Source organism: Psychrobacter sp. YGAH215 (assembly GCF_007280595.1).
Taxonomy (GTDB): domain Bacteria; phylum Pseudomonadota; class Gammaproteobacteria; order Pseudomonadales; family Moraxellaceae; genus Psychrobacter; species Psychrobacter faecalis.
This window is the reverse complement of sequence record NZ_VKLR01000033.1, coordinates 1-22,085: the sequence shown is the minus strand read 5'-3', so window position 1 is coordinate 22,085 and position 22,085 is coordinate 1. Positions and strand designations below refer to the sequence as shown.

The 22,085-nt window shown below is 43.8% G+C and carries 20 protein-coding genes; 12 read left to right on the top strand and 8 right to left on the bottom strand.

Going from position 1 to position 22,085, the window contains the following annotated elements:
- Positions 1-95: 95 nt before the first annotated feature.
- Positions 96-1,688, bottom strand: coding sequence for a glycerol kinase GlpK (glpK, locus tag FOR85_RS11635; RefSeq protein WP_068404840.1), 1,593 nt, complete (start codon positions 1,686-1,688; stop codon positions 96-98).
- 324 nt (positions 1,689-2,012) lie between these two features.
- Between glpK and FOR85_RS11630 the strand changes: the two genes are divergently transcribed.
- The 4 genes from FOR85_RS11630 (at position 2,013) to FOR85_RS11615 (ending at position 7,733) form a co-directional block, all read left to right on the top strand.
- Entirely contained in the window at positions 2,013-3,764 is a 1,752-nt protein-coding gene (locus FOR85_RS11630; protein ID WP_144298038.1) for a TolC family protein, read from the top strand.
- Between the two features lie 106 nt (positions 3,765-3,870).
- On the top strand, positions 3,871-5,148 hold the full coding sequence (locus tag FOR85_RS11625) for an HlyD family secretion protein (protein ID WP_144298037.1): 1,278 nt from the start codon (positions 3,871-3,873) through the stop codon (positions 5,146-5,148).
- Between the two features lie 3 nt (positions 5,149-5,151).
- Positions 5,152-6,501 carry an ABC transporter permease gene (locus FOR85_RS11620; RefSeq protein ID WP_144298036.1) on the top strand — a complete coding sequence of 450 codons (1,350 nt, stop codon included), beginning with the start codon at positions 5,152-5,154 and terminating at the stop codon, positions 6,499-6,501.
- Positions 6,502-6,572: 71 nt separating this feature from the next.
- A complete protein-coding gene (locus FOR85_RS11615) occupies positions 6,573-7,733 on the top strand; it encodes an ABC transporter permease (RefSeq protein WP_190295553.1) in 1,161 nt (386 codons plus the stop codon).
- Positions 7,734-7,843: 110 nt separating this feature from the next.
- On the opposite strand, the gene sthA is transcribed toward FOR85_RS11615, so the two are convergent.
- Together sthA and FOR85_RS11605 are read right to left on the bottom strand one after the other, a co-directional pair.
- Complete coding sequence (sthA, locus tag FOR85_RS11610; RefSeq protein WP_144298035.1) at positions 7,844-9,487, bottom strand: Si-specific NAD(P)(+) transhydrogenase; 1,644 nt, start codon at positions 9,485-9,487, stop codon at positions 7,844-7,846.
- A gap of 189 nt (positions 9,488-9,676) precedes the next feature.
- Positions 9,677-10,573, bottom strand: a complete 897-nt coding sequence (locus tag FOR85_RS11605; protein WP_068404832.1) for a pyruvate, water dikinase regulatory protein — start codon at positions 10,571-10,573, stop codon at positions 9,677-9,679.
- A 427-nt stretch (positions 10,574-11,000) separates the two neighbouring features.
- Here FOR85_RS11605 and ppsA point away from each other — a divergent pair, with 427 nt between their 5' ends.
- From ppsA to rplI, 5 genes are all read left to right on the top strand, one after another.
- The gene (gene ppsA, locus FOR85_RS11600) at positions 11,001-13,385 is read left to right on the top strand and encodes a phosphoenolpyruvate synthase (RefSeq protein WP_144298034.1); all 2,385 of its coding nucleotides are present in this window, start codon (positions 11,001-11,003) and stop codon (positions 13,383-13,385) included.
- Positions 13,386-13,538: 153 nt separating this feature from the next.
- A complete protein-coding gene (locus tag FOR85_RS11595) occupies positions 13,539-14,525 on the top strand; it encodes an RDD family protein (protein ID WP_223808623.1) in 987 nt (328 codons plus the stop codon).
- Between the two features lie 299 nt (positions 14,526-14,824).
- Positions 14,825-15,223 (top strand): 30S ribosomal protein S6, encoded by a 399-nt coding sequence (gene rpsF / locus FOR85_RS11590; RefSeq protein WP_068404828.1) that lies wholly within the window; start codon positions 14,825-14,827, stop codon positions 15,221-15,223.
- A 16-nt stretch (positions 15,224-15,239) separates the two neighbouring features.
- Entirely contained in the window at positions 15,240-15,467 is a 228-nt protein-coding gene (rpsR, locus tag FOR85_RS11585) for a 30S ribosomal protein S18 (protein WP_068404827.1), read from the top strand.
- Between the two features lie 25 nt (positions 15,468-15,492).
- Positions 15,493-15,993, top strand: a complete 501-nt coding sequence (gene rplI / locus FOR85_RS11580) for a 50S ribosomal protein L9 (RefSeq protein ID WP_144298033.1) — start codon at positions 15,493-15,495, stop codon at positions 15,991-15,993.
- Between the two features lie 128 nt (positions 15,994-16,121).
- Here rplI and FOR85_RS11575 read toward each other — a convergent pair whose 3' ends face one another.
- Positions 16,122-17,090 (bottom strand): IS4 family transposase, encoded by a 969-nt coding sequence (locus FOR85_RS11575; protein ID WP_223808625.1) that lies wholly within the window; start codon positions 17,088-17,090, stop codon positions 16,122-16,124.
- 354 nt (positions 17,091-17,444) lie between these two features.
- Here FOR85_RS11575 and FOR85_RS11570 point away from each other — a divergent pair, with 354 nt between their 5' ends.
- Positions 17,445-17,669 (top strand): hypothetical protein, encoded by a 225-nt coding sequence (locus FOR85_RS11570; protein WP_144298031.1) that lies wholly within the window; start codon positions 17,445-17,447, stop codon positions 17,667-17,669.
- Positions 17,670-17,729: 60 nt separating this feature from the next.
- Here the strand turns inward: FOR85_RS11570 and FOR85_RS11565 are convergent, their stop codons facing one another.
- The 4 genes from FOR85_RS11565 to FOR85_RS11550 all read right to left on the bottom strand — a co-directional run bounded on the left by FOR85_RS11565 (position 17,730) and on the right by FOR85_RS11550 (position 20,812).
- Entirely contained in the window at positions 17,730-18,326 is a 597-nt protein-coding gene (locus FOR85_RS11565) for a histidine phosphatase family protein (RefSeq protein ID WP_144298030.1), read from the bottom strand.
- Between the two features lie 37 nt (positions 18,327-18,363).
- A complete protein-coding gene (gene cobS / locus FOR85_RS11560) occupies positions 18,364-19,263 on the bottom strand; it encodes an adenosylcobinamide-GDP ribazoletransferase (protein WP_144298029.1) in 900 nt (299 codons plus the stop codon).
- A complete protein-coding gene (gene cobT, locus FOR85_RS11555; RefSeq protein WP_144298028.1) occupies positions 19,263-20,321 on the bottom strand; it encodes a nicotinate-nucleotide--dimethylbenzimidazole phosphoribosyltransferase in 1,059 nt (352 codons plus the stop codon). The genes cobS and cobT overlap by 1 nt, the downstream gene beginning before the upstream one ends.
- Positions 20,322-20,389: 68 nt before the next feature.
- The gene (locus FOR85_RS11550) at positions 20,390-20,812 is read right to left on the bottom strand and encodes a Replicative DNA helicase (RefSeq protein WP_102077088.1); all 423 of its coding nucleotides are present in this window, start codon (positions 20,810-20,812) and stop codon (positions 20,390-20,392) included.
- A 315-nt stretch (positions 20,813-21,127) separates the two neighbouring features.
- On the opposite strand from FOR85_RS11550, the gene FOR85_RS11545 reads away from it, so the two are divergent.
- Both FOR85_RS11545 and FOR85_RS11540 read left to right on the top strand, forming a co-directional pair.
- Positions 21,128-21,478 carry an IS630 transposase-related protein gene (locus FOR85_RS11545; protein ID WP_144298027.1) on the top strand — a complete coding sequence of 117 codons (351 nt, stop codon included), beginning with the start codon at positions 21,128-21,130 and terminating at the stop codon, positions 21,476-21,478.
- Complete coding sequence (locus tag FOR85_RS11540; RefSeq protein ID WP_306767976.1) at positions 21,453-21,977, top strand: transposase; 525 nt, start codon at positions 21,453-21,455, stop codon at positions 21,975-21,977. The genes FOR85_RS11545 and FOR85_RS11540 overlap by 26 nt, the downstream gene beginning before the upstream one ends.
- Positions 21,978-22,085 lie beyond the last annotated feature (108 nt).

Below are 22,085 nucleotides of genomic sequence, written 5' to 3'. Positions count from 1 at the left end.
TCATAACCTCAAATATATCATCTTGCTTCGGCTGTCACTCTCCTTTATTACCTCAGCATACTTTCTGATACACCACCAATTTTTCATTTAAATATTTATAAGACTTTTAGCGCTCTATCAATCGCTTGTTGCCACTTATCAAGATGCTGTTCACGCCTATCTGCAGACATCTCAGGCTCAAAGATGCGATCAATCTGCCACGAGGCTTGTATCGTAGTCTCATCGTATAGACCGGTTTTTAATCCGGCTAATAAAGCTGCACCTTTAGCGGTAATTTCTGTGTCTTTAGGGCGTAGCACCGGTACGCCTAATAAGTCGGCTTGAAACTGCATGAGCAAGTCGTTATTCGCCGCACCACCATCTACTCTTAATTCAGTCAAAGGGTGCGGGCTGTCTTTTTGCATGGCAATCAGCACATCGTAAGTTTGATAGGCAATGGCCTCGAGAGCCGCGCGGGCAATATGGGCTTTGGTCGTGCCACGGCTCATACCGGTAATACTGGCATTGATATCTGAGCGCCAATAAGGCGCCGCAAGCCCTGTAAATGCTGGCAGTAATACCACCTCCTCACTACTATCTACTTGCCGCGCTAAATGCTCAACCTCACTGCTTTGTTGAATCATGCCAAGATTGTCACGCAACCACTGCACGATAGCGCCCGCCATAAAAACACTGCCCTCTAAGGCATAAGTGACTTCTCTTTTGGGCGGCTGTAGCAAGCGTCTGCCAGACTGCACGATTTGATCAAAGGATAGATTGTCTGGGCGGGTTGGCGTTGATTTGCGTTGCCAAGCAATGGTCGTCAGTAACTTATGCTCGCTCAGTTTTGGCTCTTTACCAATATTCATCAGCATAAAACAGCCGGTGCCATAGGTGTTTTTAGCCATCCCTGCATTGAGGCAACCTTGCCCAAACAGCGCCGCTTGCTGGTCACCTAATACCGCCTGAATGGGAATTTGTTTAGCGAACAGTCCTTTTTTGGTTTTACCAAAATCGCCATCAGACGGTAGTACCTTGGGCAATATGTTCATCGGTATCCCAAAGCAGGTACATAGCTCCTCCGACCATACCAGTTTATGGACATCATATAATAAGGTACGACAAGCATTGGTGACGTCAATGACATGCTCGCCACCGGTCAATTTATAAATAAGCCAGCTGTCTATAGTACCGACCGCGATTTCGCCTTTATTAGCGCGCACCCTTAATTTGGGATCGTTTTCTAACAACCATGCAATTTTACTGGCGCTAAAATATGGATCCAAACGCAAGCCTGTAAGACGTTGAATCTCACTGGCCATATCATCATGGCTGTTATCCGTCTTAGCGCTTGGGCTTTTCGCAGCAAGCGTTTTACAATAGCTGGCAGTACGGCGGTCTTGCCAAATAATGGCCGGCGCTAAAGGTTTGCCCGTTTGCTTATCCCACATCACGATAGACTCACGCTGATTGGTAATGGCAATACTGGTGACATCGGTGGCTAGCAGCCCTGCTTGATTAATCACATCATGAGCACAGCTAATCTGCGTTTGCCAGATCTGCTGCGCGTCTTGCTCAACAAAACTTGCCTGCGGAGTTTTTAAAGTTGTCGGCTGCTGCGCCATTTTAATCGGGCGGGCATGGTCGTCATACAATATTGCGCGGCTCGACGTCGTACCTTGATCTAGCGCTAAAATATATCCTGCCATTACTCGCATCCTATTTTATATAATGTTGTTTTTTATCGGCTAATTTTTATCTGGTTTTATCACTGATTTATAAACCAATTCATAAATAATGCCATTATCTGTCTTGAAGCTAGACACTTAACATAAAACTGGCACCCATTCAACGCAAAATAAGCAAATAGTGAGCATTGACCCGTCACCATTGTGCCACTACAGTGTACGCTTTGTTATGAATAACCAATTTTTGCTTTCTATTAATGGTCTATCATATTGCCCTATTTGACTACCTACTAGAAATTTTGCGCTTTAAACACTTTGCATTCTAATTAATGGCTTATGCGACTTATGAAATTTGCTTTATCGACTCTGTCTACTGCGGTGATGACGGTTACGCTCATGGGCTTAGCCGCGTCTCACTCCGCAAATGCCAATGATGATGTTAACACGTCCCAAAATGAAGTAGCGCCCGTTGTCGTGACGCAAATTGTTGACGCGGATACGCCAAGCAGCCTGCAAGGCAATAGTGGTATTAAAAACAGTGTTCAAGAAAACGGCACTCAAATAACTCACACTCAAACTGATAAAAACCTTGCGCAAAAAAGCATCATAAAAAATAAAGCCGCGCCGATAGAAACACAGCCAGTTAAAGCTGAGTCAAATGGTCATTTAACCACCCTTATCGATCCTATTACCCATAAAAGCATTGAAAATAGCTATCCTTTAGAAGTATCGAGTCTGCTTAGTCTTGAGCAAGCGCAAAATATTTTATTGCAAGTTTCACCAAAAATCGCCGCCAATCAAGCCGCGATTGCTGCCAGTGAATATGAAACCGATGCCTTAAAAACCATTGACCACCCGTTAGTATTTGCGCGCGCCTCCGCCACTGCTTATAACTTGGACGCCGATGTTGATTTATCGTCAATTAAAAACGGTATTATCAACGATGTGAATAGTAGTATTGATGGTATCGACCCGCCGATAGATATAGAAGATTTACCAGACTTTGGGGAATTGGTTGGTGACCGTATCCCAGATACTTACGATTTGAAACGTTCGGGTTCAACGACGGGCGCAGGCCTTGGCGTGGTATGGCCTATTTATACCGCTGGACGCACAGCGGCATTGACAGGCGCTTCCACTGCTCGCACCCAAGAAGCCGTTGCTGATAGCATACTAGATACCAACGAGCTGTATAACACCTTAGTTGAGCGTTATTTTAAGGCACAGTTGGCGATTATTGCCGCTTATTTACGTGACGATGCTTATGATACGGTGCAGCAAGTTGACCATATGGCGCAGCGTCTGCTTGAAGAAGGCTTTATCTCCCGTGTCGATCGCTTAGAAGCCCAGTCGGCGCTTGCCGATGCAAAAAGCGAATCGGTCAATGCTAATAATGATGCGCGTCTGGCAATGATGGCGCTGCAGCGTCTATTGCGTACCGATTATCGTATCAAACCCAGCACGCCTTTATTTGTCTCAAGCCGTCCTCTGCCTGATGTGAATTACTTTCAAGACTTAGCACTGAATAATCATCCAGGTTTGCAAAAAGTTGCCGCCAAACGAGCGCAAGCGCAGCAGCTGCATGCGCTATCTGATACGGGTTACAAACCTACGGTCATGCTTTATGGCTATAGCCAAGTTGAAAAAGACCCCAGTTGGGTCGCTGGTATTTCAGCCAGCTGGAAGCTTTGGGGCGGGCTAGATAAAAAGGCGTCTTTAGCTTCCAGTAACGCCAAAATACGCCAAGCAGATTTGTCAGAGATAGAAGTCAGTGACAACCTGTTATTATTGGTCGAAAAAAACTGGCACGATGTCAATAACGCTCAGTCGCGCTATCAAGCCTTACAAAGTAATGTGGATTTGGCAGCAGAGGTATTGCGCTTACGTCAACTTGGGCTACAAGAAGGCCTGAATACGCCCATCGATGTGGTACAAGCTCAGACACAATACCTCAAAGCGCGCACTGAGCAAGCGCAAGCAGCAAATACTTATGTCCAGTCGCTTGCCGCCTTGATGCAAAGCTGCGGTACGCCGCTTGCTTTTAATGCTTACTTGAACGCCGCTGATATTCGTCTACCAACCCTATATGACAAGTAGCTTATTTAGTACACCGTATTCAACAATCATATGAATTGCCAAGATTAAATAACGCCAATACTATTCTGCTTATTATCGACTTTATCGCTTTAGGAATCTCACTGTCATGACTGAATCTAATAACGAATCAGGCGACTCACGCAAACTACCTGCTACAGACCAAGCTACTGAAACAAACCGCAGTCATCATGAGCAAACGCCCGTTGATACTGATGCGATTAATGGTACTAAACCGACTGAATCCGGCTTTGATAATACCGATAGCGTCGATAGCACTAATAGAATCGACAGCACTGATATTGACAAAGAACAAGCGGTGCCGCCTTATAAACGCGAGCCTTCAAACGCGGATAAATCTGTCGGTATTAAAAAGGCGATTTTGGTACTTCTTGTGCTGCTTATATTAGGGGCAATTGCTTATGGTTTGTATAAAAGCAATCAACACAATGCGCCTGAAGTCATCACCTTACAAGGTCAAATGCAAATGCAGCAAACGTCTATTGCGGCAAAAGTGCCGGGGCGTATTGCACAAATCATGGTCACAGAAGGCGATGCGGTGACAGTCGGTCAGCAGCTTATTGAAATGGACTCACCTGAAATTAACGCTAAAATCAATCAGGCGCGCGCTGGCAAGCAAATGGCGCAAAGCCAGCTTGATAAAGCAGAAAACGGCGCCCGCCCACAAGAAATTGCCCAAGCAAAAGCGGCTTGGCAAGCCAATAAAGCGGCGTCTGATTTGGCAGAAAATACTTATCAGCGCGTCAATCGTCTTTATGAAGAAGGTCTGATGGCACGGCAAAAGCGCGATGAAGCTTATGCGCAATATCTAGCGACTCAAGATAAGACAGAAGCGGCGCGCTTGCAGTATGATTTGGCAAAAGAAGGCGCTCGCAGTGAGGATAAATCTGCCGCAACCGCCCAAGTTGCCCAAGTCGATGCGCAACTAGAAGAAGCATTGGTCGCTAAAGAAGAAGCCAATCTAAAAAGTCCGATTGCCGGTATCGTGGATAATGTCATCGTCAACGCGGGCGAAGTCATTGGGCAAGGTGTGCCTATCCTAACTTTGGTTAATACCGACGATCAATGGGTAGTACTGAACGTCACTGAAACCTACCTAAACCAGTTTGCCATAGGGCAGCGTTTTATGGGTACGATTCCTGCTTTATCCTCGCCTGAAAAGCCTTATACCAAGCAGTTTACCGTTTATGCAACCTCAACCTTATCTGACTTTGCTACTTGGCGTCCGACCAACAACAACGATGGCTTTGATGTGCGCACCTTTGAAGTTAAAGCGCGACCATCTGCTCCTGATAGACGTATCCGCTCGGGGATGAGCGTGGTTGTCAATATCAATCCAGCCCTTGCCAATCAGACCAAAGAGTAAACCATGCGCCTGACTGAGCAAAACGGGCAACGCGGCGGATTAATCGGCGCCTTTATACGTAGTGCTGGCTACGAGCGCCGGTTTTTAGCCAAAAATCCGTGGGATTTAAGCATGGTGGTCTGGTTACCGCTTGCGACCGTGCTCTTGATTTGGTGGATTTTTTCACAAATACAAATCACCGACTTGCCCATCGGCGTCGTGGATAACGATCGTGGTCCTGTTGCCAATACTGCGGTGCGTTATTTGGAAGCCAACCCAAACCTGACGGTCAGACAGCTTTATCACTCGCCAGCAGCAGTAGAAGCAGCGCTCCTGCAACGTGATATCTATGCGGTGGTTATTATTCCAGAGGATTTCTCGCGCAATATCTCATCGAGTAAACCGGCGCCGATTGTATTGCAAGTAAATGCCCAATACGGTACTCATTCCGGCATCATCCAAACCAGTGTCCAATCGGTGACTGGTACACTATCGGCAGGCGTTGAAATACAGCGTTTGGTAAAAAAAGGCATGGCCCCATCACAAGCGGCGATTGCTTACTCGCCCATTGGCATTCAGCGCATCAGTTTGTTTAACGCAGCAACCGACTATCAACAGTTTTTAGCATCAACCGTTATCCCAGCACTGCTGCATATTTTAGCCATGGTCATTGGCGCGACGACCATTGGGCGTGAATTGCGCGATAAGAAAATCGGTATTTGGTATGACTTTGTTAATGGTGGTCAGCCTGATTTAACCACTATTAAAGACAATGAGATTCAAGGTAGCCAAAATAAAGACCGTCAGACCACGGCCGTTTCAGTCTTAACTGAAGATAATCAAACACTCATTGAAGATACTACGCCAAGAAAAGCTAGTGTATCAGTTTTGCTTTTTGGTTTATTGGGTAAGTACTTTTGGCCCATGCTGGCTTATAGCTTATGGTCAGTTTTAGCGTTATGGCTCGCCACGCCGCAGCAAGCGGTTGCTATCAGCTCAATCATTGCGACTTATATCGGCCTTGTATTGCTAATGATGTTGTCATTTTGGCTGGGTGCAATATTTACCTTAACCTCATTTTCGTTACGCATGGGTTTATCGTCAACCGGATTTATCTCAGCGCCTTCTTATGCCTTTGCTGGGGTAACATTTCCCTATATCGCCATCAGTAAAAACGCTCAGCATTGGTCGGATGCCCTACCACTGACCCATTACCTTAAGCTGCATATAGCGCAATTACAAATGCAAGCGCCGGTTGCCATCTCATTACCCATCGTCTATGGACTGACGCTTGCAACGATTGTCACTATGTTTTTAGCCGCCTTATTGAGCAAGCGCGCGCTCGCACATCCTGAACGCTGGGGAGCCCGCTAATGGTTATGACACCAAAAGAAACTTTATCTCAAGAAAACCTCATAGCAACAAAAAATCAGCCTTCTAGTGCTATGTTAGAGGCAAAAAGTCATTCGCCAGCGCAAAGCTTTTTCGGCAGTTTTTTGCAAACTATCAAAGACGTCTTTTCTGATAAAGGCGTGCTACTACTGCTCATGATTGCGCCAATTATTTATGGCTTCTTTTATCCTTGGCCCTATTCAACCGAAGTGGTCAACCATGTGCCCGTTGGTATTGTCGATCAAGACAATACTAATCTGTCTCAAACCATCGTTCGTTATGCCAGTGCCAGCCCGCAGCTCGATACCAAGCGTTTTTTAAATGAGCAAGACGCTCAAGAAGCGATATGGTCCGATGACATCGCTGGATATATGATTATTCCAAGCGGACTTGAGCAGCAAGTCCTATCTGGCAAAGCAGCGAGCGTCAGCGTATTAGGCAATGGGGGTTATTTTCTGTTAAATAAAAACGTTCAAATGGGTTTTTTGCAGGCGGTCAGTACGGTTTCAGCGGGCGTTGAGATTAAAAAAAGCGTGGCGCAAGGGGCGTATTCTGCAACCGCAGCGGCAAATACCCAAGCGGTACCGTTAAGAATCATCCCTTTATATAATCAAACCGAAGGCTATGGCGCTTATGTGGTGCCAGCAGTCGCTATTCTTATTCTGCAACAAACCCTGTTGATGTCGACAGCGATGTTAATTGGCACCTGGTATGAGCAGCGTCGTCATACTGCCAGTATTCGCGGCTGGCTTGGCCGTATTGCAGCGCTTAGTATGTTTAGCTTTATCATCGGCTGCTTTTATTATGGTTGGACCTTTGAGCTGCACCATTATCCACGTGGTCAAAACATGCTTGGCAGCTTGTTATTTTTGCTGCTATTTTGCCCGACAGTCGCCACGCTTGGTTGTGTGTTTGGGCTCTGGTTCCGTCAGCGTGAGCGCAGTATACAAATCTTGATTTTTAGCTCGCTACCGATGTTTTTTGTCAGCGGATATCCATGGCCTGCCAATCAATTACCAGAATTTTTACAAATCATTCGCTGGGTCATACCGACGACGCCTGGTATCAATACCTCTGTTCAGCTCAATCAAATGGGCGCGAGTGTGGCGCAAGTCGCAACTGGCTTTTATGCATTGGCAGGATTGTGGGCGTTTTACTTTTTATTACTGCTACTTTTCCGCTGGCGTACCAGCCAAAGCAAAACCGCCTTTTAGCATAAAAATATATGGATAGTATTGGCATTTATGCTATAAAAAATACCTCAAAAAAGCGCCTACTCAAGAAGCAGGCGCTTTTTTATTTATTTGACTTGATGGTGTTTGGTTTAAAAAACGCGATTTAAACCATTGAGAGCGGCGACGCGATAGGCTTCTGCCATCGTTGGATAGTTAAAAGTTGTGTTCACAAAATACTCAAGGGTATTGTTGCACTTCATGACCGCCTGACCAATGTGAATAATCTCTGAGGCATGATTGCCATAGCAATGAATACCTAAAATCTCAAGCGTCTCACGATGGAACAAAATCTTTAATACGCCCGAACGCTCACCAATGATTTGCGCTCGTGCCAGATGTTTAAAGAACGCCTGCCCCACTTCATAAGGGACTTTTTCATCGGTCAGCTCTTGCTCAGTTTTACCGATACAAGAAATCTCAGGGATGGTATAGATACCTGTTGGCACGCTTGATACTGGCTCGGCATCGCTATCGCCAACCATAAACGCTGCGGCACAGCGTCCTTGATCGTAGGCCGCTGATGCCAATGAAGGCCAGCCAATGACGTCACCAGCGGCATAGATATTTTCGACGCCGGTACAATAGGTATCATCTACTTTTAGCTGACCACGACTATTGGCTTCCAGCCCAATGGACTCTAAGTTTAAGCCTTCGGTGTTACCCGAACGCCCATTTGACCAAAGAATGGCATCTGATTTGATGCGCTTACCGCTTTTTAGATGCAAGACCACGTAATCATCATGCGTCTCTAGGTGGTCAATCTCTTCATTGCTACGAATCAAGACGCCAAACTGTCTAAAGTCATGAGCGATGGCATCACTAATTTCGCTGTCTAGATAATTGAGCAATTGATTTTGGTTATTAATTAAGTCAACCTTATAGCCAAGACCAGTAAAGATAGAGGCATACTCACAACCAATAACGCCTGCGCCATAAATGATGATTTTTTTGACCACATAATCCATTTGCAAGATTTTATCAGAGTCAAACACACGCGGATGGTCAAAGTCTAAAATATCAGGACGATAAGGACGGCTTCCAACGGTAATAATGGCTTTATTAAAGGTCACGGTTTCAAAGACGCCGTCGTCCTTTTCGACACTCAAGGTATGCGCATCAACAAAGCTTGCCCAACCATGAATCACATCAATACGGTTGCGCTCATAAAAACGGGTGTGGGTGCTTACTTGATTACGGATTACGCGGCGCGCATTAGCGAGCACGCGGTTTAGAGGTACTTGCTGATACTCCATCGCCTTGGTAAACATAGGATCGCGGCGAAAGTTAATCAAGTTAAAGACCGATTGACGCAAGGCTTTACTTGGAATCGTGCCCACATGGGTCGAGTTACCACCAACCTGTTCACGCGGATCAATCACCGCAACTTTTTTGCCGGCCTTGGTCAGCTTCATCGCCGCCGCTTCACCAGCAGGCCCTGCGCCTAGAACAACGGCGTCATATTCATACTTATGCTTATCACCTTTGATGCGCTGCGAGTCTTTGGTAAAAGGGGTTTTAATATCGATGCGGATATCATCAAGCGGATTGACCAAGTCAGGGTGATGCATGATATCTTCAGTGACTTGCTCATGGGTTTGCTCAATTTTTGCTTTTTTAGTTTTGCCTTCAGTATGCTCAGGGTTCGGCGCGCGGCCGCTTTCTTTATTAGACACTTCGGTATGAATGTCTTTACCCGTGTCATTGGTCGCGTCGCTTATCGGTTTGCTTCCCATCGTATCCTCTTTTATTAATTTATAAATCTGTGTGTTTTTTAGACTATGAATGTCTACAAGTAACGATCAAGTTAGACCCATAGCGCTAAAGCGTGCCTACCATATGTGCTGATAGGATATTTTGCAATATTGGCGACAGTTACGTTATCGCCATAGCCGTTATTCGTTATACGCTGTTGCTTAATCCCTTTAGCCGATACGGCGTTTAAGTCCCGTCATCTGCAAGATACGTGTGGCAATCTCTTCAACAGACATCTCAGAGACATCAAGACTCGGAATCCCTTGCGAGATATAAATCCCCTGTATGGCGCGCTGTTCTTGCTGACATTGCTGATAGCTTGAATAACGGCTACCCGCTCGGCGTTCTTGGCGGATTTTTACCAAGCGATCGGTATCGATTAACAAGCCAAATAATTTGTGCTTATGCTCACGTAAGGCTTTTGGCAATTGATTGTCGTTTAAATCTTCTTCGGTTAACGGATAGTTTGCCGCTCGAATACCAAATTGTAGCGCCAAATACAGTGAGGTTGGGGTTTTACCAGAACGCGAAACGCCGATAAGAATAATATCCGCGGCATGATAATGACGAGTACGTGCGCCATCATCGTTATCTAGGGCAAAATGCACGGCATCGATACGTTCTTTATAGGTTTCAGAGTCGACGTTATCGTGGGCATGGCCCGAATGCGCGTCCGGCTCAACACCTGTCTCTTCTGCGACTCGGCCGATTAGCCCTTCATACATATCCAGATTACAGCTATGCGCTGAGTTAATTTTTTCTCGAATTTCAGGGCTAACAATGGTATCGAACACCAAGGGCAGTAACCCATCACGTTGGTAGGCCATATTGATTTGTTCGACCGCTTCTTCGGCGCGCTCTAAGCTATCGACATAAGGCAACACCCGAGTCTCAAAAGGTACAGAGGCAAATTGACTTAAAATGGCGCGTCCAAGGGTTTCTGCGGTAATCGCCGTCCCATCAGAGATAAAAAACGCCGTTCTGATATTTTGGTCGTTATCTACTTGCAACGCTTGTTTGTTTTGAATGGTCGGCTTGGCGGCTTCTGGCGGATTATTTACAAACATAACGTGAACACCTTGGTTAAGATCTCAATAGGCGCTTTTATTTAGCGCAGAAAATCTGTAGCGGTTAGTTTATTGTGCCCTATATTATACGCACAATAGCTGTCTAATAGAAATCAATGTTACAGGCGTACACTTAGTAAGTACGATGTAATAAGGATATCTATTAAGAGTATTTATGCATCTATAGTATTGCTATAAAGGAAGGTTTCTTATCAGCAAATTTTTTCTCTAGAAACCAGTTATATTTTACTCTTTGTTATATTCTAACAAACAAATATTGATTTTTGACCGCGCAAATATGTAGCAAACGCCACAATTTGTATATTTTTGACGATTTATTTGGTTCTAGGTATCGAAATTATCCAAATATAGGGGTATAATCGACCGTTATAATCTTTACTAAATAACCTTATTTTCTGGAGTTATCATGGCAGCGCAATCTACAGCACTTGTAATCAATCTTGATCAGCTAGGAAAAGATGACATTGAGATGGTTGGCGGCAAGAATGCCTCGCTTGGCGAGATGATCAGCCATTTATCTGATTTGGGTGTCAGCGTTCCAGGTGGCTTTGCGACCACTTCAAATGCGTTCAATCGCTTTTTAACAGAAACAGGCTTACTTGACAAAATCAACAACGAGCTTAAAACGCTTGATGTGAATGATGTTAATAAGCTTGCTGAGACTGGTAAAAAAATCCGTACTTGGATTATTGAGCAAGAGCTGCCAAGCGACCTTGAGCAAGAAGTGCGCCAGTCGTTTGAAACCATGAGTGGCGGCGAAGACATCGCGGTTGCGGTACGTTCTTCTGCCACGGCTGAAGATTTGCCAGATGCGTCATTTGCCGGTCAGCAAGAAACTTTCTTGAACATTCGCGGCATTGATAACGTCCTGATTGCTATTAAAGAAGTATTTGCCTCTTTATATAATGATCGCGCGATTTCTTATCGTGTGCATAAAGGTTTTGAGCACGAAGGCGTTGCCCTATCTGCTGCTGTACAGCGCATGGTACGTTCAGAAACTGGCGCTGCTGGCGTGATGTTCACCCTAGATACGGAAAGTGGCTTTGATCAAGTGGTCTTTATCACCTCAAGCTACGGTCTAGGTGAAATGGTTGTGCAAGGTGCAGTCAACCCTGACGAATTCTATATCTCTAAAAAATTGCTTGAAAATGGCAAGCCTGCGGTCATTCGCCGTAATCTAGGCAGCAAGCATAAGAAAATGATTTATGGTGATGAAGGCAGCACTACTAAGTCTGTCAAAACCGTCGATGTCGAAAAACAAGACCGCATGCAGTTCTCTTTAACCACTGAAGAGCTAAACTCACTTGCCAAACAAGCCATGACTATTGAAAAGCATTATGGTCAAGCGATGGATATCGAGTGGGCAAAAGACGGTGACAGCGGTGAAATCTTTATCGTCCAAGCACGTCCAGAAACCGTTAAGAGCCGCCAAGACAGCAACGTCATGGAGCGTTATATCATCAACACTGGCGATGCTAAAACCCTATGTGAAGGTCGTTCAATCGGTCAACGCATCGGCGCTGGTAAAGTACGTATCGTTAGCAATTTAAACGAGATGGACAAAGTTCAAGACGGCGACGTCTTAGTATCAGACATGACCGATCCGGATTGGGAGCCCGTCATGAAGCGTGCTTCTGCGATTATCACCAACCGTGGTGGTCGTACTTGTCACGCGGCTATTATCGCCCGTGAACTTGGTGTTCCAGCTATCGTTGGCTGTGGTAATGCCACTGAATTATTGGTTGATGGTCAAGACGTCACTGTTTCTTGTGCTGAAGGTGATACTGGCTTTATCTATGAAGGTCAGATTGATTTTGAAGTACAGACCAACTCTGTTGAATCTATGCCAGAGCTTGCATTCAAAGTCATGATGAACGTGGGTAACCCAGATCGCGCTTTCTCATTTACCCAAATGCCAAACGAAGGTATCGGTCTTGCGCGTTTAGAGTTCATCATCAACCGTATGATTGGTGTGCATCCAAAAGCGCTACTGAACATGAACAGCTTGCCACGTGAAATCGCCCAAGCGATCAATGAGCGTATCGCCGGTTATGCCTCACCAGTCGATTTCTATGTGGATAAATTGGTCGAAGGTATCTCAACCCTAGCCGTTGCCTTTATGGATCAGCCAGTTATCGTGCGTATGTCTGATTTTAAATCAAACGAATACGCCAACTTGCTTGGTGGTAAATTATACGAGCCATCAGAAGAAAACCCAATGCTAGGTTTCCGCGGTGCCAGTCGCTATGTGTCTGACAACTTCCGTGACTGCTTCGAGCTTGAGTGTAAAGCACTAAAACGCGTCCGTGATGAGATGGGCTTGACCAACGTTGAGATTATGATTCCATTCGTTCGTACCGTTGGCGAAGCCAAAGAAGTCATCGAGCTACTAGCGAAAAACGGTCTAAAACGTGGCGAAAATGGTCTGCGCGTCATCATGATGTGTGAGCTACCAACCAACGCGCTATTAGCAGAAGATTTCCTAGAGCACTTCGATGGTTTCTCAATCGGTTCAAACGACTTGACTCAGTTAACGCTAGGTCTTGACCGTGACTCAGGTATCGTCTCACATCTATTTGATGAGCGTGATCCTGCGGTTAAGAAGCTATTATCTATGGCGATTGAAGCTTGTAACAAAGCAGGCAAATACATTGGTATTTGCGGTCAAGGTCCATCAGATCATCCAGATCTTGCTTTTTGGCTCATGGAACAAGGCATCAACTCAGTGTCACTAAACCCTGACTCAGTGCTAGATACTTGGTTCTTCTTAGCTGGCGAAGAAACGAAATAAGACGTAACGATACGTCACAGCGTTAATTGACAGAGTCATTTAATATACTAACATTAGGGTCTATTTGATTTTTTCAAATAGACCCTAATATAATGTATTAGCGAAAGTGGCTTGAAAAAGTGACTTAAGATATGACTAACTATGTAGGCAATTATGCAGATTTTCCTTGCTCGAAATAACGTACAAGCGGGTCCATACACGTTGGATCAGCTCAATATTATGCTCGCCTCAGGTGAAGTAGTATTAGATGATTTGATGTGGCATGAAGGCCTAGATCAGTGGCAGCGTGTTGGTAATTTAACCAATAATCAGACTTATTATCGTCCTGCTCCTATAGTGTCGGCAGATGATAATGACTCTATTATCAATAACGTCACTATCTTCCCAGAAGATTCTGCTAGTAGCACCTCTAAAGATGACAAAGCGGTATCGCTAGACAGATTGTATGGTAAGCCTGAACGCCCAGCAGAGAACGCTAAAAATACCAAGCTGGACATGACTACCAATCGTCAATATACACCCAATAAAAACGTGTCATTGAATAAGTCTGGTACAGTCAAAGCCGCCTCGCCTAAAGATAAAGTCGTCGGTAATGTTGTCCTTGCGCCGATTATGTCGCGGGTGTTAGCGACTGCGCTAAATGGCTTACTGTATATATTAGCTATTTTGCCGCTGGTCATGGCGTTAATGAAAATGGATGTGGACTATACTAAATTTCAAAACATCCAAGATATGGACGCCGCCTATCAGTATTCCATGACATTGATGGAAAGTATTCCTAGCAGCACTTTGATGATGTCACAAGTGATGGTGTTTGGTTTGTTTGCGCTGCAGCTGGTATTTATTACCTTGCGGGGACAATCACTTGGTAAGCTGATTACCGGTATTCGCGTCGTTGACCAAAGCACCCACCGCTTGCCTTCTTTTAGCAAGCTTATTGGCATGCGTACGCTACTACTGTTTATTATTTATAACTTATTATTCTCATTTACTAGCTTTTTAGGTTTTGTGGTTATTATTGTTCATTATTATATGGCCTCAAAAAGTCCTGAAAACATCGGTTGGCATGATAAACTGGCTAAAACCTTAGTAGTGAAAGCCGATAATAGCCAATTGGTCAAACAACCCAAGGCAAAATAATGGGTTTATAAGTTTATGATAAAAACGATTGTTATAAATATCATAAGGTTATATGAAAAAGTGGCGTTTATACGCTGCTTTTTTATTGAAGAATTTATATTTACGTCTTTTATTATTTATTGACAGACGCTCAGTCATTAACCTTTGTGTTAAAGGCTGAGTACTGTTATAATACGGCGCTTTATAAACTAAGCTTATCCCCTATTGTTTTTGCAAAATTCGATAAGATTTGGGCTTACCTTATAAATCTCCTTGCTATTAACATAGGGTTAATAGCTACTAATCCGTAAGGAGTCATAATGCGACATTACGAACTGGTGTTACTTGTACACCCAGACCAAAGCGACCAAGTGGTCGGCATGGTTGAACGCTATATCAAGTTGGTTCAAGACAACGGCGGTACGATCCATCGTCTAGAAGATTGGGGTCGTCGTCAATTGGCTTACCCAATTAACAAAATTCACAAAGCTCACTACGTTCTTTTCAACGTTGAAACTGACGGTGAGACTTTGGCTGAACTTGAAGAATTATTCCGTTATAACGACGCGATCATTCGTAGTCTAGTTATGCGCCGTGACGAAGCTGTCACTGAAGAGTCGCAGTTAGCCAAGAATGCCGATGAAAAACGCGCACGCAAAGCAACGACTCGTCGTCCAGACAATCGTGAAAACGACGACAACGACAACAGTGAAGACTAATTAAAGGAGAATACTCATGGCACGTTTCTATCGCCGTCGCAAATTCTGCCGTTTCACTGCTGAAGGCATCACTCACATCGATTATAAAGATGTTGAATTGCTAAAACAGTACATCAGTGACAATGGTAAAATCGTACCAAGCCGCATCACCGGTACATCTACTAAATATCAGCGTCAGCTAGCCACTGCTATCAAGCAAGCTCGCTATCTTGCGCTACTTCCGTATACTGACAACCATCAGTAATTTAACCGTTAACTAGGAATGACTCATGCAAATTATTTTGTTACAGCGTATCGTCAACCTTGGTAAACTCGGTGAAACTGTCGATGTGAAACCAGGTTACGGACGTAACTTTCTTATCCCTCAGGGCAAAGCACTACCTGCAACTAAAGCAAACATTGAAAAGTTCGAAGCACGCCGTGCTGAGCTTGAAGCTGAAGAAGCAAAAGAAGTAGCGGTTGCTCAAGAACGTGCTGACGCGTTAACGGACGTTAATGTTATCATGCGCGCTAAATCAGGTGACGAAGGCAAGCTATTTGGCTCTATCGGTACTCGCGATATCGCTGAAGCATTGACTAACTCAGGTCTAGAAGTTGACCGTGCTGAAATCAAGCTACCTGAAGGCACACTACGTCAAGTGGGCGAATACAATGTTGATATTCAACTACACCATGACGTAACTGCTAGCATCTTAGTAACCATTCTTTCTGAAGATGGCGACAACGAAGATGCCGTTGAAGACGACAACGAAGATTACTCAGAAGAGTAATTTTTGGTGGTAGTGTAAACTTACTACCCGTCTAAGAAAGCCAGTAACGTCATGTTGCTGGCTTTTTTATTTCTAAAATTTGCTAAATGCTATCTCATTAATACTTACCTCTGCACACGACAAAAAAATCATCCCCACCGGATTTTCATAGGTTTAGGGGTTAAAAAGCTAACTAACTGTCGAAATACAGTCTTATCATTGTTAAAAAACACCAAACGAAGACCTTCAATCAATAAATCCAGACCAAGCGCAAACAAACTGGCTTGAGGTCGAGCGTTTGACTTCAACTTGCGTTTTAACGGCTTATCTTTGTCTTTATAAATACCGACATGATAAGCCCAACAAAATGCTAAGGCATTCACTGCGACTAATTTACTGACCCGATCAAGATGGGTTAAGTGGGTATCTTCAAGATTAAAGCCACGCCCCTTTAGACAAGCAAATAAAGTCTCAATTTCCCAACGCTTAGCATAGCTTGTCATCGCATCCACTGTTTCTAGTTGATTGGTTGCGACAATCACTAAACCATAGTTTTTATCACGCTTGGCAAATACTCGAACCAAACAACCATCGACAGTCAGTATTCGCCCATGTCGATATGTTTCTTGATGGCTAACATGGCGCAATAACTCTTTAATCTGTACCAGCTTGCCATGATGATTCTTAACTTTACTGTTCTTCTTAATCCGTATGGCAAAGGGTATGTGATTATTGGTGAGCCAGTTAAACCATTTTTCGCCAACAAACTCTCTGTCTGCTACTATCATCTCAAGGTTATCTTTGCCAAATTGTTTGATAAACCGCTCAATAAGTTCACAGCGTTCAAGATGGTTTGTATTACCTCGCTTATCTAGCATTTGCCAGTATAAGGGGATGGCTATCCCTTTATATACCATCCCTAGCATAAAGATGTTGAGGTTACTTTTACCCCATTTCCAGTTGGTGCGGTCAATGGTTAAGGTGACTTTGCCTAGCCCAAATAGTCGATATATCATTAAAGCCAGTTGATCGTAGTCTATCCTCGCTTCGGCAAAAAATCGCTGTAGTCTGCGATAGTGACTGTCGGTTTTACCACCCTTAGGGAGGTGTCTTGCTATTTTTTTTAAGATTACTGCTTTGAGCAGTAATCAGGGCTGTTATCATTAGGCTCAAACAATTGATTCTTGCCTTGTTCATGCTCAGGTTTTGGGTTAAAGTTTCACTAAGTCTGTTAAAGTTTGGTATGGTCTATTCGTCTTAAAAATTACTATTATGCCTTTGCTTTAACAGACTTTTTTGTTTTTTTGTCGTGTGCAGAGAATACTTACAATAGTATTGTGTAGCAATAACTGGTAATAAAACACCTGCATAACCTATACCTAATAATAAAATACTGCTTATAAAGTCATCTTCATTAATCTCAGTGCTATTGCTATCCTAGCTGTATTTAGCCATAGATAAAATGGGACGATATGATAAACACTGATGATAAATTAATATGCATCCAAGGTAACGAGTTTTATAAAGAAGGTGAAATCTATACGGTCGGTAGGATTGTAAATAATAAGTATTTCCAGATATTGACCGGCAATAATGCCGACCATTGGTATGCAACCTTAGACGATGAAGGTATTTATGTTAGCTTTGATTCTATGAGCCCTAAAGACAATAAAGCATGGTTTGATAAGATAGATTAGATGTTTTTATTGATGTATTAATGAAAGAAAAATAATTATAAAATTTAGATTAAAAAAGTATCATCCAAGAAGCTGGCTGTTATAAACAGTCAGCTTGTTTGGTTGAAAATCTAGTTTACGGCATTGTAAATAATTTACTGCTTGTGGCCAATCAGCCGCTATTTTTGGCGCCTCTTGCCGAGCGGCAATCATACTGGCAGCATTTATCCAGCCCGCATGACCGACTGCTAATACTGGTTTTTGACCACTATTTTGCGCCGCCATCTCATTTAACCAGTTTTCCGCACGATTAAACAACTGCTGTAAACTCTCGCCGCCCTTAGGGGCAAAATCTGCAAAATGATCACACCAATCATCAATCTGTTGTTTAGGAATTTGCGCCCAAGGCCTGCCATCCCAGCCGCCAAAATCAATCTCTGCCAGCTCAGGGGCGACATGATATTGAAAGCCATGCGGCGCCAATATCTCTCCGACTTTTAACGAGCGCTGTAGTGGGCTGACCCAAATCACTTTTGGTAATTGATGTAAACGCACGAAACGCTGTATTTTATTAGCAAGGCGTTTAATTTTGCGTTTATCGACACTGATATCAGTCTGTCCGATACAAAAGCCATTAGCCGCAATGGGCTTTGGATGGCGCCAAATATACAAAACCATTGGCTATCATTATCCTTTTTAAATAGTACGCTTAACATTAAATAAAAGGGTTCGAGGCAGCAAGTCCGATATAAATAGCAATTTCACTTAACTGCTGCGTGGCGCCTAACCCATCACCGGTATAGCCATCTAAACGCCTGCGCAACAAGCGCCGCATATAATCCGTCGCTACGATGCCTAGTAATAAAGCCAATGACCATTGCCAAATACCAATTTGCTGCACGGTATTAGGAAATAGGAGCACGACCAGCAAGCCCGCTAATATGAGCCAACCACTGCTCAATAATCCTTGTAATGGCGTCAGCTGCTGCGCCATCGGTTTGGCTTTAGCATGCTCAATCTCACCGCCGTAAGGCAATAGCGCCAGTAAACTAATACATAATAAACGTGAGAGCGTATGTCCAATAATCAGCGCCACGATAGCCACCGATAATGGCATAGACGCCAATAAGCTGATTTTGATAAGTAACGCCGAGACCAATCCTAGTACACCATAAGTCCCTAAGCGCGAATCCTTCATAATGGTTAAAGTACGCGCGCGAGTCAGACCACCACCTAGACCATCACAGCTATCCGCAAGTCCATCTTCATGAAAAGCGCCAGTGAGCCTAATTCCAAAGGCCGTACTTACCACTGCCGCCACCAAAGGCGTAAATAAAAAACTACACAGCCAAAATATACCTGCACAAAGCAGCCCAACTAACAGACCTACCCCAGGAAAATGACGGCTGCTCTGGTGCAACCACTGCGGATTGTAATTGGCAAATTGCGGTACGGGCAGACGCGTTAAAAACTGTACTGCTACTAACAATAAACGCCATTCATACTTTATAAATTGACTAATACTTGGTTTAGACGAAGACTGGGGTAATGCATTTGGTTGATTCAATGTCTGATTTAATGGTTGTTTTGATGGCTTTTTTGATAATTGTGACATTAGCTATTTTGTCCACTGATACCAGCATCATTAAAACTTGCCATCTCATTGATAATCGCACAAGCCGACTGTAATAATGGATACGCCAGCGCCGCGCCACTACCCTCACCTAGGCGCATACCCATATTGAGTAACGGCTCAGCATTGAGCAGTTTTAATAAATGCGTATGTCCCGGCTCGACCGAATGATGAGCAAAGACAGCATATTGAACAACACCGGGCGCTAAGCGCTCAGCCGCCAATAATGCACTACTGGCGATAAAACCATCGATAAGAAGAATACGGCGCTCACTGGCTGCTTGCATCAGCGCCCCTGCCATCATCGCAATCTCAAGCCCGCCTAATGCCGCAAGTATGTCGAATGGTGCTTGCTCTTCACTGTGCCGCACTAATACTTGGGTTAAAATACTTGCCTTGTGCTTTAATCCTGCATCGTCAAGGCCAGTGCCGCGACCGATACACTCGTCAAGCGGTATATCGCCCAATCTTGCCAGTAATAAACTGGCGGCGGATGTATTACCAATCCCCATTTCACCGACAATCAATAGATTGCCCGCCATACTCTTGACTACGTCCATACCATTTTCTAATGCGGCTAAACACTCTTCTGCTGTCATCGCAGGCTCGCTAAGGGCGTCGCGGCTTCTATGACGCACTTTATAATCGAGCAGTTGCGCGTGGTCTTTAAAAGGAGAATTGGCAAAGTCGGCATCGACACCAGCATCGACTACTTTTAGCTCCATATGATGCTGACGCGCTAAGACATTGATAGCAGCGCCGCCTTGCAAAAAGTTATAAACCATCTGCGCCGTCACCGCGCTAGGATATGCCGATGTGCCATGCTTGGTTAGACCATGGTCGGCAGCAAATACCCGAATTTGCGGTTGCTCAATATGCGGCGTGGTCGTACCTTGAATCAATCCCAACTGTACCGCGAGCGTTTCTAAACGTCCAAGGGCACCCAGTGGCTTGGTTTTTTGGTCAACGATTTGCTGCAATTGCTGACGCAGCTCGTTATTTTCTATGTTTGCAATCGTTGGTGCTATAAATGTGTTCAATGTGTTCAAATCCTTCAAGGAAATTATCTTAATTTTTATCTAGATAAAACAAAACTTACTGCTTAGCTTTACTCTGCCAACAACTTCGCCAACAATTCATTTATCTCGACTTTAAATTCTCTATCTTCGATTTTATTAGCGCTGATTTTAGCATTTTGCAGACTTTTTATCGCAGCATCAGTTTGACCCAATTCGATTTGCAGCTCAGCCATCGAAAAAGCAATCGATGCTAAATGGTCTTTTGAATTAATCGCTGCGGCTTTATCTAATGCTTTTTGATATATAACCAGCGCTTCATCCAAATCCTCGGTAAAGTCAGCCAAGGTTTCCCACTGTTCAGGATGGTCTTTATCGCTTTTTTCATTTTCATTACACAAATCTTTTAGCTGCGCATATAGCGCATCAAAGGTTTTTTGATCGTTCTTACTGTCCGCTTCTAGCAGCTTTTCTGCTAACACATAGATGGATTTATATATTTTGGTATTAATCATGATGGGTTACCCTGTTGGTTGCGCGTTATAGGCGTTGAATGATGTTGATTATAGACTAATTTATAACAATAGCTCATAGAAAAGGGCGTGATAGCAATCACACCCTTTTATTTTATCTCGCTTTCAATCTTAGCACCTACGGTAGGCAGTTAGATTCAGTCATTAAACGCTCGTAATTATTCAGCAGCGATAACGGTAATCTCGACCAATAACTCAGGATGAGCCAGTATTTTTTTCTGGGATATTATCCTATAGTCAAGCCCACCTAAAAGTGTTATAAACTAACTATCAAACCCAATTGTTATTATAAAGACCATGACTTACTCGCTAGATTTTCGCAAACAAGTACTAAAAAGCTTAGACGAGGGTATGACCTTTGCCGAGGCAGCTGAGTTTTACAATCTTAGCCCAACCACTATACAGAATTGGAAGCGTCGTATTCATAGTAAAACAACCAGGCAAACCAAACCCTATAAAATACCAGATGATGTGCTACTCAATAATGTCAAAGAACATCCTGATGATTATCAGTACGAGCGAGCACGTCGTTTAAACTGTAGTAAAACAGGCATTCATCATGCCCTAAAGCGCCTAGGCATCAGTCAAAAAAAAGACTTTAGAACATCCAAAAGCCTGTCCGATCAAAAGAGCGGCGTATCAGAATAAGCTTGAGCACTTTAAGCAGCAAGGCTACCCCATTGTATATATATACGCGCGCGGCTTTGAGGCTGAAACCATTCGCTCTCATGGTTATGCACCGATTGGTAAGCCTTGTATCGATGGCTACAACTGGCAAGGTAAAAAGCGAACCAACGTCATTGGAGCTCTATATGAAAAGATGCTATTTGCACTAGATTACTTTAAGCACAACATCAACAGCAGCATATTCTACAACTGGTGCAAATTCACGCTAATTCCAAGTCTCAAAACTAAATGCGTGATTGTGATGGATAACGCCAGATTTCATAAGAGCAAACGCATTCAAAAGCTACTAAACAGGCACGGGCATCGTATTCTTTGGTTGCCGCCGTACAGCCCAGACCTAAACTCTATCGAAAAGAAATGGGCTCAGGTGAAGTTTCTACGCCAAGGCTGGATGGAAAATGACTTATCCAAATTGTTTTATGATATTTGTCCTAACCATAACAATTTTATTTTGAACTGACTATAGTTGGTACAAAACTGAAGTTGATAAGATTAGGGCGTGTTGAACATTGGATATAAATTTCTGGCAAAAAAAATAGCGAACGGTTAATCTTTAAGTTCTCACACA